The sequence below is a fragment of the Parvimonas pharyngis genome, from assembly GCF_046569675.1.
Taxonomy (GTDB): Bacteria; Bacillota; Clostridia; order Tissierellales; family Peptoniphilaceae; genus Parvimonas.
Genome location: NZ_JBKICJ010000001.1, coordinates 387,214 through 399,921, shown reverse-complemented (window position 1 = coordinate 399,921; position 12,708 = coordinate 387,214). Strand labels below are relative to the sequence as shown.

Sequence of the window (12,708 nt, the reverse complement as noted above, 5' to 3'; positions counted from 1 at the left end):
ATTAATTAAAAAATAAAGTTTAAATATATGTTTAAAATAGCTTGACAATTGTATTTCTTTATGATATTATTTTATGAGTAATATAATGTATAGTTATGTTCAAATTTAGCTATCAAGGAGGTGTTTCTATGAGAGATAAAGTTGTGTTGGCATGTACAGAATGTAAAAACAGAAATTACAATACAAAGAAGAACAAAAAAGTTACAACTAACAGAATTGAATTAAACAAGTATTGTAAGTTTTGTAAAAAACACACTCTTCACAGAGAAACAAAATAGTTAGAGATTGGAGGAGAGTAGTATGGCAACAAAAACTACTGATCAAAAACAAAAGAAAACTAGCTTTATGCGTGGAGTACGTTCTGAATTCAAGAAGATAATCTGGCCTTCAAAAAAAAGTGTTTTTTATTATAGCCTTGCAGTAGTTACAATTTCTATAATTAGTTCAGCAATGATTTGGGGATTGGATACTGTATTAAAAAAATTATTAGGTTTCATAATCCATTAATTACTAAGGAGGGAAGGACTTTAGTCCGTTTATATGGCAACAGAAGAATTAAAGGATATTAAAGAAAAAGAAGCCAAATGGTATGTAGTACATACATATTCAGGGCATGAAAACAAAGTTAAGGCTAATATTGAAAAGTTAGTTGTGAATCGTGGGAATGACATAGATATATTTGAAGTGGTTGTTCCAACGGTTAAAGAAGAAACTGAAACTGGAAAAATTAAAGAAAAACAATTATTTCCTGGATATGTTTTAGTTAAAATGATAATCACAGATATTTCATGGTATTTAGTAAGAAATACTAGAGGAGTAACTGGATTTGTAGGGTCAGGTAATAAACCTGTACCACTATCAGAAAAAGAAGTTGAAGCATTAGGAGTTTCAACAAAACCATATAATGATGTGGAAATTAACGAAGGAGATTCTATTACAATAATAGATGGTGCATTTAAAGATTTAACCGCAAAAGTAATAGAAGTATCTCAAGAAAATGGTAAATTAAAAGCTTTCGTTTCTTTATTTGGAAGAGATACGCTTGCTGAATTAGATTTTAGTGACGTAATAAAAAATTAAATTTGAAAATAATTTGAAAAAATATTCAAAACAGAGATATACGAGAGTGGGAGGGGTTTAGCACCCGAAAACCACATTAGTTTTTAAGGAGGAACTATAAAATGGCTAAAAAAGTACAAGCATTAGTAAAATTACAAATTCCAGCAGGAAAGGCAACTCCTGCTCCACCAGTAGGTACTGCATTAGGACCTCATGGTGTAAATATAATGCAATTTACAAAAGAATTTAACGCAAAAACAGCTGATCAAGCTGGTTTAATCATTCCGGTTGTATTGACTGTATACCAAGATAGATCATTTACATTCATTACTAAGACTCCACCGGTACCAGTATTAATTAAGAAAAAATTAGGTATCGAATCAGGATCAAAAGTACCAAACAAGACAAAAGTAGGTAATTTAACAAAAGATCAAGTTAGAGAAATTGCTGAATTAAAAATGCCAGACTTAAATGCTGCAAGTATTGAAGCTGCTATAAGCATGGTTAAAGGTACTGCTAGAAGTATGGGAGTAACTGTAGAAGAGTAATATAAAGTGGGAGCAATAATGCGAACACCACAAGGAGGATATAAATGAAAAAAGGTAAAAAATATTTAGAAAGTTTAAAATTAATAGATAAAACAAATTTATATGATTTAAAAGAAGCATGTGAATTAGCTGTTAAGACTTCAACTGCAAAATTTGATGAAACTGTTGAATTACACGCTAAGTTAGGTGTTGACTCAAGACATGCTGACCAACAAGTTAGAGGTACAGTAGTATTACCTCACGGAACTGGTAAGACTTTAAGAGTTTTAGTTTTATGTAAAGAAAATAAAGTTCAAGAAGCTCAAGAAGCTGGCGCTGATTATGTTGGAGCAGATGATCTTATTCAAAAAATTCAAAATGAAAACTGGTTTGAATTTGATGTAATAGTTGCAACTCCAGATATGATGGGTGTTGTTGGTAGAATAGGTAAAGTTTTAGGACCTAAAGGTTTAATGCCAAACCCTAAATCAGGAACTGTTACATTTGATATAGCTAATGCTATTAAAGAAATCAAAGCTGGTAAAGTTGAATACAGAGTAGATAAAGCTAATATCGTTCACTGTCCAGTAGGAAAAGTTTCATTTGGTGCTGAAAAAATAGAAGAAAACTTAAGAACATTAATTTCTGCTATTATTAAAGCTAAACCAGCTGCAGCTAAAGGTAAATATTTAAGATCAGTTTCTATTGCTACAACAATGGGACCTGGAATTAAATTAGCTTCTACAAAATTAGGAGAATAATTAGAAATTTAAGACACCGAAAGGTGTCTTTTTTGTGTGAAAAATAATCTAATATTATTAGATTATTTTTTTATTTATATTAAAAATTATTATCAAAATTATTGAAAAGGATTATCAATAGTGCTATAATAAATTTGAAGATAAGAATGTTAATAAAAATTTTTATTTGGTTGAAAAATAAGAATAGTATAAACTTAGGAGGATTAAATGGATATTTATAAGAAATTATTTAAGTATGTGCCTGATAAAAAGTATCTTATTTATAGTGGAATATTTATGAGCATGATTTCATCTGCACTTTCAATTTTACCATATTGGTTTTTGTATAAATTTTTAAATGAATTTATATTGATGAAAAATTTTGAAAAAGCTCAATACTATGCATTTATAATTTTTATTATAATGGTATTACAGTCACTTATTTATTTTTTTGCAGCATGGTTAACTCATTTATTTGCTTTTCGATTAGAAAGTAATCTTAGAAAAAAAGGAATAGAGCATCTAATGAATGCATCGTTTTATTTTTTTGATGTTAATCAGTCAGGTAGAATTAGAAAAATTATAGATGATAATGCAACAGATACACATATGATAGTTGCACATTTAATTCCTGATATTACTCTTGCATTGATAACTCCAATACTTTTATTTGTTATAATGTTTTCAGTTGATATTTATTTAGGAATTGCTACTGTAGTATTAACTATACTATCTGCTATATTTACAATGCTTATGTATGGTGATATTAAGTTTATGGATAAATATAACAAATCTCTTGAAAGAGTTAATAGTGAGGCGGTTGAATATGTTAGAGGTATGCAAGTTTTAAAAATCTTTAAAGCTTCAATTTTCTCTTTTAAGTCATTTTATGATTCCATCATTGATTATTCTAAATCAGCATATGAATATAGTAAGAGTTGTAAAAATCCTTTTGTTATTTTTCAAATTATATTATTAGGTGCGTGTGGTCAAATTATTCCAGTTAACTTTTTCTTAGAATCATTTAAAAACACTTGGTTAGGTAAAGGTGGAGTAACTGAAAGCGCATTAAATGAAATGATTAAGTTTTCAACGGGAACATATGGATTAATTAGCCTTTTGATTGTTTTTATATTAGGTGGATTAGGTGTTGTAATTGGAAATATAATTTTGAAAAAACACTTTAAAAAAATTTAAGAATAATAAAAATCAAGTTTTTTAGAGATATATTTATTTATATCTCTTTTTGTTTTTTTTTAGTATATATGATATAATTAATATAGTTTTATGCCTTTAGATAGAACTAAATAATAATCATCTTAATTACCTTAAAATAGGTATTTATAGTAGATTTTAAATTATAACATTTTACAGTTAGGAGTTAGTATATGAATATTACAATCATATTAGCAGCTGGTGAAGGAACTAGAATGAAAAGTAAAAAATCAAAAGTTTTACATAAAATTGTTAATAGAACACTTATTGATTATGTTTATGATGCTAGTTGTGATGCAGGTAGTGATAAAACTATTATTATTGTAGGTAAAAATAAATTAGAAGTTCAAGATAAATTTGGTGATAAAGTATTTTATAAAGAACAAAAAATTGGTAAAGAGTATCCGTATGGAACTGGTTATGCTGTTCAGCTTACTGTAGATGAAATTAGTGATGATGATAATGTATTAATACTTAGTGGAGATACACCATTAATCAAAGGGGAAACACTACAAAAATTATTAGAAGGACATATTGCAATGAATTCTAAAGCAACAGTTCTTACTGCTTTTATTGATGATACAACTGGATATGGTCATATAATAAAAGATAATAATGGAAAGTTTTTAAAAATAGTTGAAGATAAAGATGCAAGTATAGAAGAAAAAAGAGTTAAAGAGATAAATTCTGGAATTTATGTATTTAATGGTAAGGCTCTAAAGAATTCTATAACAAAAATTGATAGAAATAATGTTCAAAATGAATTATATCTTACTGATGCTATTAAAGTTTTAGTTCAAGAAGGAGAACTAGTTTCTACATATAAATTGGATGATATTGAAGAAATTTATGGTATAAATTCTAAACTTCAATTATTTGAAGCTGAAAAAATTATGCGTTATAGAATAAATGCTGAATATATGAAAAATGGTGTTATTATGGAAAATCCGGAAAATACTGTTATTGAAAAGGGAGTAAGTATAGGAATAGATACTTTTATAGGAAGTGGAGCTAGAATAATTGGTAATACTTCAATTGGAGAAAATGTTTATATAACAGGAGATACTTTTATAGAAAATTCTACAATAGGAAATGGTGTTATAATTAAAAGCTCATATATAGAGTATAGTACTATTGGAGATGATGTTACTATGGGACCTTTTGCTCACCTTAGACCGAAGAGTATTCTAAAAAATGACGTTCATATAGGTAATTTTGTTGAAGTTAAAAATACAACAATTGGTGAACATACAAAAGCAGGACATTTATCCTACATTGGTGATGCTATTGTAGGAAAAGAAGTTAATATGGGTTGTGGAACTATTTTAGTTAATTATGATGGTAAAAACAAACATGTTTCTGAAATTGGAGATGGTTGTTTTGTAGGTAGTAATTCAAATATAGTTTCTCCAGTAAAAATTGCGAATGATACTTTTATTGCTGCTGGAACAACTGTGGTATCTAATGTAGAAAATGAAGGTTCGTTAATAATAGGGCGAAGTGAAGTTTTCGAAAAAGAAGATTGGGTTTATAAAAAAAATTTAAAAATAAAAAAGTAATATTTTAGGAGGAATTATGTTAGCTTATACTGGACCTATGAAAATTTTTTCAGGAACTGCAAATAAAAAGTTTGCAGAAGATATTTGTAAATGTCTTGACATGCCATTGGGTGAAATACATATCGGTAAATTTAGCGATGGTGAAATTAATCTTTCGGTTGAAGAAACTGTTAGAGGATATGATGTTTATATTATACAACCTACTTGTAATCCAACTAATGACAATCTTATGGAAGTATTAATTATGGTTGATGCATTTAAAAGAGCTTCAGCTGGTAGAATTAATGTCGTAATTCCATATTATGGATATGCAAGACAAGACAGAAAGACAAAAGCTAGAGAACCAATAACAGCAAAATTGGTTGCTAATTTGATTGAAAAATCAGGTGCTGATAGAGTTATAACAATGGATTTACATGCAGGACAAATTCAAGGATACTTTGATATTCCTGTAGATCACCTTTCAGCTATAAAACCACTTGCTGATTTCTTCAAAGAAGAATTAAAGGATGAAGATAAAAATGATATGGTTGTAGTATCTCCTGATTTAGGTGGAGTTACAAGAGCTAGAAAATTCTCAAATTATTTAGATTTACCAATAGCTATTTTAGAAAAGAGAAGACCTCGTCCAAATGTTTCAGAAGTAATGAATGTTATTGGTGATATTGAAGGAAAAACTTGTATTATCGTTGATGATATTATAGATACAGCAGGAACAATAACAAATGCTGCTAATGCTTTAATTGCTAAGGGAGCAAAAAAAGTTTATATTACTGCAAGTCATGGAGTATTTTCAGGAAAGGCTTTGGAAAATATTACAAATTCTAAGGTTGAAAAATGTGTTGTAACTGATACAATTCCTCAAGATAAGAACTTAGGTGGGAAAATTGAAGTTGTTTCAGTTGCTCAATATTTTGCAAAAGCAATTGATAGAATAAATAATAATAGACCAGTGAGTATGCTATTTGATGGAAGATAATATTTATTTAATTGTTGGCCTTGGTAATCCTGGTAAAAATTATGTTGGAACAAGACATAATGTAGGATATGGTGTTGTTGACATTTTAGCAGATAAATATACTATCAACATGAACAAAGAAAAATTCAAATCATATTACGGTCAAATAAATATGTTCGGGAAAAAATGCATATTTTTAAAACCACTTACTTATATGAATTTATCAGGAGAGGCTGTAATTGATGCAGTTAATTATTTTAAAATAAAACCTGAAAATATTATTGTTATAGTAGATGATATTGACATTCCTTTTGGTACTGTTAGAATTAAGAAAAAAGGAAGTGCAGGAACACATAATGGTTTAAAATCTATAATTTACCATCTAGAAACAGAAAATTTTCCTAGAATTAGAGTAAGCGTTGGAAAATGTCCTTCTTATATGGACTTAAAAGATTTTGTTTTAAGCAAGTTTTCATCTTCTGAAGAGAAAATTTTGAAGAAAGAATTAGAAATTTCAGCAGATGCAGTTGAAGAAATTATTAAAAGTGATGTTGATAAAACAATGTGTAAATTTAATGGAATTAATATAGAGGAATAATATTCCTCTATATTTTTTATAAACAAGGAGTTAGTTATGAATTTTTTAATTGATTTTTTAAAAAATAATGAATCATATTTAGATATGATTTCAAATTTAAAATCAAATAATGTTCCTATTTATTGTAATGGACTTATAAAAGAAAGTTTATTCCATTTAATATATTCTATTTTTAATGAGATTCCTAATAAAAATCTAGTTTTATTAGTTGAAAGTGAAGCTAGAGCTAATGAACTTTGTGATGAATTAAAAAATTTGATTGGAGATAAAGTAGATGTTTATCCGAATTTTGAAATTAGATTTCACAATATTAATAGTTTGGAAGCAAATCTCGAAAATCATAGAATAGAGATAATGAATAGGCTTATTTCTAATGAAAAATTCATAATAATTACAACTGCTAGTGCTTTGTCGAAAAAACTTAGCACTCCAAAATTTTTTAAATCACATTATATTTATATTGACGAAAATTCTGAAGTTAATCTTAATGAATTAACTGAAAGATTAATAAAGATGCATTATGATAGGGTGGATTTTGTTGAAGCAAAAGGTCAGTTTTCAATAAGAGGTTCAATTTTTGATATATACCCTGTAAATTTTAAAAATCCTGTTAGAATAGAGTTATTTGGAGATGATGTTGATTCTATTCGTAGTTTTGATATTAATAGTCAAAGATCTGTTGAAAAATTACAAAGTGTTGAATTAATACCTGCAAAGGAAATGGTATTGTCAAAAGAAGATGTTGATAATATACTAACTGGACTAAAAAAAGATATAGAAAAATTACAAAAGTTGAAATTGTTTGGTAAAGATATAGAAAAGTCAACTGAAAAATTTTATAAGATATATGATGATTTAAAGATGAATTATCATATTTCAAATATGGACTTAATATCACCTTATATAAAAAAGGGAAGTTTTGCAACTCTTTTGGATTATTTAAGTCAAGATTCTATTGTTTGTACTGAAGATATATTAAAAATATATGATAGAAATTTAGAAATAGAAAATTTATTTCATGAAAATGTACTTTTTTCATTTGAAAATGCCGAAATATTAGATTCACATAAAGATATATTAATTCCTTTTGAAAAAATATTAAATAGAATAAAAGAATTTAGCATTGTTAATTTTACACAACTTTTAAAGAGAACTAAGATTATTAATCCAAAAAGTATTGTAAACTTAAAAACTATTGAAACAGAGGTTTTCAACAGAAAATTTGATATGCTGTTTCAAAGCTTAAAATATAAACTTCAAAGAGGTTATAAAATAATTATTTTTGCTGGCTCACTTGAAAAGGCAAATAATTTAAAAGAAATTTTAAATTCTGAAAATATTAATTGTAATATTTTTGAGGATTTAGAATTTGAGTTAAAAAGTTCCATTCTTGGAATTTCAACTCTTAATTTAGAGTCTGGATTTGAATATCCTATTCAAAAAGTTTTATTTTTAACTCATAAAGAAATTTATGGAACAGTTAAAAAGACTTCTAAAAAATCAAAGAAAAAAAGTAAAGAAAATTTATTAGACTATACTGATTTAAATGTGGGAGATTTTGTTGTTCACGAAAATCATGGTATAGGTGAATATAGAGGAATTGAACAAATTGATGTTGATGGAATAGTTAAAGATCATATTTTGATACTATATAAAGGAAATGATAAGTTATATATTCCTACAGATCAAATGAATTTGATTCAAAAATATATTGGAAAAGATGGATATAGACCTAAATTAAATAAATTAGGATCTAGTGAATGGGTTAAAACAAAAACTCGTACTAAAAAAGTTTTAGATGAGATTGCTTTAGATTTAGTTCAATTATATGCGAAAAGAGATAAGATAAGAGGATTTGCATTCTCTGAAGATACGGCTTGGCAAAAAGAATTTGAAGACAGTTTTATTTATGAAGAAACATATTCACAGTTAAGAGCTATTAATGAAATAAAAAGAGATATGGAGCAATTTAAGCCAATGGATAGATTGCTTTGTGGTGATGTTGGATACGGAAAAACTGAAGTTGCTTTAAGAGCTGCATTTAAAGCTATGATGGATGATAAGCAAGTTGCTTTTCTAGTTCCAACAACAATTCTAGCTCAACAGCATTACAATACTGCTCGTGAAAGAATTGGAGATTTTCCTCTTGAAATAGAAATGATTAGTAGGTTTAGGAGCCCTTTAAAACAAAAAGAAATTTTAAAAAATGTAAAAAACGGGAAGGTAAATTTACTTATTGGAACACATAAGCTACTATCAAACAAATTGGAATTTAAAGATTTGGGACTTTTGATTATTGATGAAGAGCAAAGATTTGGTGTTAAACATAAAGAAGCTTTAAAAAAGATTAAAGAGAATATTGATGTTTTATCTTTATCTGCTACTCCTATTCCTAGAACTATGCAAATGAGTTTAGTAGGAATTCGAGATATGAGTATTTTAGATGATGCTCCTGAAGAAAGAGTAACTATAGCTACATTCGTATTAGAATATAATGATTCTGTGATTAGGGAAGCTATTTATAAAGAATTAAATAGAGGTGGTCAAGTTTATTTTGTTTATAATAGAATTAAAGATATGGATAAAATGTATGTTGAACTATCAAAACTTGTCCCAGATGCAAGAATTGCAATGGCTCATAGCAAATTAACTAATAAAGAATTAGAAAATATCATGTATGATTTTCAAGAAGGAGAATATGATATATTACTTTGCACAACAATCATAGAAACTGGAATGGATATAAAAAATTGTAATACTATGATTATATATGATGCAGATAAAATGGGATTATCTCAACTTTATCAATTAAAAGGTAGAATTGGACGATCAACTAGAAGAGCGTATGCATATTTTACTTATGAAAAAGATAAGGTTCTTACTGAAATATCTGAGAAAAGATTAATGGCTATTAGAGATTTCTCTGAGTTTGGGTCAGGGTTTAAAATAGCTATGAGAGATTTAGAACTAAGAGGAGCTGGTAATATTCTTGGTGAAAGTCAATCTGGCCATATAGAGACAATTGGTTATGAAATGTATGTAAGAATGTTGGAAGAAAGTATAAGAACAGTAAAAGGAGAAACTTTACAGATTAAAAATCAAACAACAATTGAGTTATCAGTAGATGCATATATACCATCAAGCTATATAGGAGATAGTAATCAAAAAATTGACATGTATAGAAAAATAGCAGAAATTTCTTCTAGAGAAGATTTTAATGAAATATATGATGAATTAACTGATAGATTTGGAGATGTTCCTACAACAGTATTAAATGTCATGAATGTTTCATATTTGAAATCAATTTCTACTAATTTGAGTTTTATTAAAATAATAGATAGAGATAAGTCAGTAGTATTTAAGTTTGAACAGACAAATAGAGATATATTAGAGTTAATTGGCAGAATATCAGATAAATTTTTCAAGAGGATTGCCTTCAATATGAATGAAAATGCAGAGTTAATTTTCAATTATGAGAAGAATAAATTAACTGAAAGTATAGAATTTGTTGAAAATTTACAATTTTTAAAGCAAAAAAGTTAAAAAAGCTTTGACATTACTAAAAAAATAATGTATAATATCAAAAGATTGAAATATTAATCAAAAAAGGAGAGCAATATGAATAATAGATTTGTAAAATTTGCAAGTGCAATTGCACTATCTGCAATACTTTTTACAGCTTGTGCTAAAGCTCCTAAAGATGCTTTGGTAAAAATTGGTGATAAATATATTACTGAAGAACAAGTTAAAAAAGAATATGATAAAATAATGTCTTCTTATTCAGACGAACAAAAAGCAAAATATGATGAATCAACTGATGAAGGTAAAATGGCTTCTCTTAATTTAAAACAAAATATATTAGAGGCATTTGCTGATATAGAAGTTGTTAAGCAAAAATTTGCTAAATTAGAGAAAGAATATAAGGATGCAGGAAAATCAGAAGAAGAAATTTCAAAAGTTACTGTAACGGATAAAGAAGTTAGTGAACAAATTGAAAAGATTAAAGAGCAATTAGGCGATAAATTCAATGAAGAACTTGAAAAATCAAAACTATCAGAAGAAGAATTAAAAGAAAAGATTAAAGATAATTTATATTCACAAAAATTTCAAGTTTGGTTCTCAGATAACTTTTCACCTACGGATGAAGAAATCGCTAATAAGTTTAAAGGCAGTGAATTTGATGGACCTGAAATTGATGCAAGCCATATATTAGTTGAAACAGAAGAAGAAGCAAAAAATGTTAAAAGTCGTTTAGATGCTGGAGAAAAATTTGAAGATGTAGCTGTTGAAGTTTCTAAAGATCCATCTGCTAAAACTAATAAAGGTGAATTAGGTACATTTACTAAGGGTGTTATGGTTGACGAGTTTTATAATGCTGCTTCTAAATTAAAAGAAGGAGAAATAAGTGAACCAGTACAAACTAAATTTGGTTACCATATAATAAAAGTAAATAAAATTGTTGACGATTATGCACAATTTTCTGATGAAAGTAAAGAAAATATTAAACAAAGTTTAAAAAGAACTATAATGGCTGAAAAGTTTAAAACGGAGTTTAAAAAGATTCAAGAAGAAATTGGATACTATCCAATTAAAAATTTCAAATAAATTAGCTAAATAGCTTGATTATTTTTGAAAATTAATATATAATAATAATGCAGAATGGTTAAGTGACCATTTATATAGGCAATTATTAAATATAGTAGTGTATTTAGGAGGAAATTTTAATGAACAAATCTGAATTATTAGCTAGTATGGCTGAAAAAGGAAAAATTACTAAAGTTGATGCTGAAAGAGCATTAAATGCTTTCATTCAAACTGTTGAAGAAACTTTAGTTAAAGGGGAAAAAGTTCAATTAGTTGGATTTGGAACTTTCGAAGCTAGAGAAAGAAAAGCAAGAAGCGGAAGAAACCCAAGAAACCCTAAAGAAGTTATCAAGATTCCAGCATCAAAAGCACCAGTTTTTAAAGCTGGAAAATCATTAAAAGAAATTGTAAACAAATAATTTTTGATTACTAATAAAAAGTCAGACCTATGGTCTGATTTTTTTTTGTAAAAAATAAAAATTATATATTGAAAAAAATATTCTGTTATGTTATAATATTCAGGTGAATAATCACATATTCTGATTGAACAAGTGTTGCCCAAAGAGGTTCTTGTCAAGATGATGAATATGGGTGGCGAAAAACAGGAGGTAAGAAAATGTCACAAGTAATTTTAATGAAAAATTTATTAGAAGCAGGAGTTCATTTTGGACATCAAACTAGAAGATGGAACCCAAAAATGTCAAGATTTATTTTTACAGAAAGAAACGGAATCTATATTATAGATTTACAAAAAACTGTAAAACAAATTGAACAAGCATATGATTTTGTAAGAGATATCGTTGCTGATGGTGGTAGAGTTCTTTTTGTAGGAACTAAAAAACAAGCTCAAGAAGCTGTTGAAACAGAAGCAAAAAGAAGTGGACAATTCTATGTTAGTCATAGATGGTTAGGTGGTATGTTAACAAACTACAAAACTATTAGAAGAAGAATTGAAAGATTAAAAAGATTAGAACTTATGGAAGAAGATGGAACTTTCCAAAGATTACCTAAGAAAGAAGTTATTAAATTAAGAAGAGAAGCTGAAAAACTAGAAAAATTCTTAGGCGGAATTAAAGAAATGGAAAAACTTCCAGATGTACTTTTCGTAATAGATCCAAAGAATGAAAAAATTGCTGTTAATGAAGCAAAAATATTAGGTATTCCAGTTGTTGGTGTTGTAGATACTAACTGTGATCCTGATGAAGTTGATATAGCTATTCCAGGAAATGATGACGCTATAAGAGCTGTTAAATTATTAACTGGTACAATTGCAAATGCTATTGTTGAAGCTAAACAAGGTGAACAAGTAGAAGTTGAAGAATCAGAAACTGTAGTTGAAGAAACTGTAAAAGTTGAAGAAGTTTTTGAAGAAGTGGCTGAATAATTAGTAATTAGAATTTTAAAGGGTAAGGATTCAAATTTTTAATATTTATCCTTACCTTATTTTTATATAATATTATAGGAGGGT

Annotated in this window: 13 protein-coding genes; all 13 read left to right on the top strand. The window is 27.4% G+C overall.

Annotation, left to right across the window (positions count from 1 at the left end):
- The first annotated feature begins 128 nt into the window (after positions 1–128).
- The 13 genes from rpmG (at position 129) to rpsB (ending at position 12,624) form a co-directional block, all read left to right on the top strand.
- On the top strand, positions 129–278 hold the full coding sequence (gene rpmG / locus ACLGL0_RS01865; RefSeq protein ID WP_009372623.1) for a 50S ribosomal protein L33: 150 nt from the start codon (positions 129–131) through the stop codon (positions 276–278).
- 22 nt (positions 279–300) lie between these two features.
- Positions 301–507: a preprotein translocase subunit SecE gene (secE, locus tag ACLGL0_RS01860; protein WP_233055709.1), complete on the top strand. Its 207-nt coding sequence runs from the start codon at positions 301–303 to the stop codon at positions 505–507.
- A gap of 33 nt (positions 508–540) precedes the next feature.
- On the top strand, positions 541–1,080 hold the full coding sequence (gene nusG / locus ACLGL0_RS01855) for a transcription termination/antitermination protein NusG (protein ID WP_411013406.1): 540 nt from the start codon (positions 541–543) through the stop codon (positions 1,078–1,080).
- Positions 1,081–1,181: 101 nt separating this feature from the next.
- The gene (gene rplK, locus ACLGL0_RS01850) at positions 1,182–1,607 is read left to right on the top strand and encodes a 50S ribosomal protein L11 (RefSeq protein ID WP_233055707.1); all 426 of its coding nucleotides are present in this window, start codon (positions 1,182–1,184) and stop codon (positions 1,605–1,607) included.
- Between the two features lie 44 nt (positions 1,608–1,651).
- Positions 1,652–2,347 (top strand): 50S ribosomal protein L1, encoded by a 696-nt coding sequence (gene rplA / locus ACLGL0_RS01845; protein WP_233055706.1) that lies wholly within the window; start codon positions 1,652–1,654, stop codon positions 2,345–2,347.
- 207 nt (positions 2,348–2,554) lie between these two features.
- The gene (locus ACLGL0_RS01840) at positions 2,555–3,523 is read left to right on the top strand and encodes an ABC transporter transmembrane domain-containing protein (RefSeq protein ID WP_411013405.1); all 969 of its coding nucleotides are present in this window, start codon (positions 2,555–2,557) and stop codon (positions 3,521–3,523) included.
- Positions 3,524–3,714: 191 nt separating this feature from the next.
- Complete coding sequence (gene glmU, locus ACLGL0_RS01835) at positions 3,715–5,100, top strand: bifunctional UDP-N-acetylglucosamine diphosphorylase/glucosamine-1-phosphate N-acetyltransferase GlmU (RefSeq protein ID WP_411013404.1); 1,386 nt, start codon at positions 3,715–3,717, stop codon at positions 5,098–5,100.
- A gap of 16 nt (positions 5,101–5,116) precedes the next feature.
- On the top strand, positions 5,117–6,079 hold the full coding sequence (locus ACLGL0_RS01830) for a ribose-phosphate diphosphokinase (RefSeq protein ID WP_411013403.1): 963 nt from the start codon (positions 5,117–5,119) through the stop codon (positions 6,077–6,079).
- The gene (pth, locus tag ACLGL0_RS01825; RefSeq protein WP_411013402.1) at positions 6,069–6,656 is read left to right on the top strand and encodes an aminoacyl-tRNA hydrolase; all 588 of its coding nucleotides are present in this window, start codon (positions 6,069–6,071) and stop codon (positions 6,654–6,656) included. The genes ACLGL0_RS01830 and pth overlap by 11 nt, the downstream gene beginning before the upstream one ends.
- Before the next feature lie 36 nt (positions 6,657–6,692).
- The gene (mfd, locus tag ACLGL0_RS01820; protein WP_411013401.1) at positions 6,693–10,199 is read left to right on the top strand and encodes a transcription-repair coupling factor; all 3,507 of its coding nucleotides are present in this window, start codon (positions 6,693–6,695) and stop codon (positions 10,197–10,199) included.
- 75 nt (positions 10,200–10,274) lie between these two features.
- Positions 10,275–11,261, top strand: coding sequence for a peptidylprolyl isomerase (locus ACLGL0_RS01815; protein WP_411013400.1), 987 nt, complete (start codon positions 10,275–10,277; stop codon positions 11,259–11,261).
- Positions 11,262–11,380: 119 nt separating this feature from the next.
- Entirely contained in the window at positions 11,381–11,659 is a 279-nt protein-coding gene (locus ACLGL0_RS01810) for an HU family DNA-binding protein (RefSeq protein ID WP_004833235.1), read from the top strand.
- Between the two features lie 197 nt (positions 11,660–11,856).
- Positions 11,857–12,624, top strand: coding sequence for a 30S ribosomal protein S2 (gene rpsB, locus ACLGL0_RS01805; RefSeq protein ID WP_411013399.1), 768 nt, complete (start codon positions 11,857–11,859; stop codon positions 12,622–12,624).
- Positions 12,625–12,708 lie beyond the last annotated feature (84 nt).

Bases quoted from the DNA above. Each gene is read 5' to 3' on its own strand.
- rpmG (WP_009372623.1), top strand. From the start codon at position 129: ATGAGAGATAAAGTTGTGTTGGCATGTACAGAATGTAAAAACAGAAAT.
- ACLGL0_RS01810 (WP_004833235.1), top strand. From the start codon at position 11,381: ATGAACAAATCTGAATTATTAGCTAGTATGGCTGAAAAAGGAAAAATT.
- rpsB (WP_411013399.1), top strand. From the start codon at position 11,857: ATGTCACAAGTAATTTTAATGAAAAATTTATTAGAAGCAGGAGTTCAT.
- pth (WP_411013402.1), top strand. From the start codon at position 6,069: ATGGAAGATAATATTTATTTAATTGTTGGCCTTGGTAATCCTGGTAAA.
- rplA (WP_233055706.1), top strand. From the start codon at position 1,652: ATGAAAAAAGGTAAAAAATATTTAGAAAGTTTAAAATTAATAGATAAA.
- ACLGL0_RS01815 (WP_411013400.1), top strand. From the start codon at position 10,275: ATGAATAATAGATTTGTAAAATTTGCAAGTGCAATTGCACTATCTGCA.
- ACLGL0_RS01830 (WP_411013403.1), top strand. From the start codon at position 5,117: ATGTTAGCTTATACTGGACCTATGAAAATTTTTTCAGGAACTGCAAAT.
- nusG (WP_411013406.1), top strand. From the start codon at position 541: ATGGCAACAGAAGAATTAAAGGATATTAAAGAAAAAGAAGCCAAATGG.
- mfd (WP_411013401.1), top strand. From the start codon at position 6,693: ATGAATTTTTTAATTGATTTTTTAAAAAATAATGAATCATATTTAGAT.
- secE (WP_233055709.1), top strand. From the start codon at position 301: ATGGCAACAAAAACTACTGATCAAAAACAAAAGAAAACTAGCTTTATG.
- rplK (WP_233055707.1), top strand. From the start codon at position 1,182: ATGGCTAAAAAAGTACAAGCATTAGTAAAATTACAAATTCCAGCAGGA.
- glmU (WP_411013404.1), top strand. From the start codon at position 3,715: ATGAATATTACAATCATATTAGCAGCTGGTGAAGGAACTAGAATGAAA.
- ACLGL0_RS01840 (WP_411013405.1), top strand. From the start codon at position 2,555: ATGGATATTTATAAGAAATTATTTAAGTATGTGCCTGATAAAAAGTAT.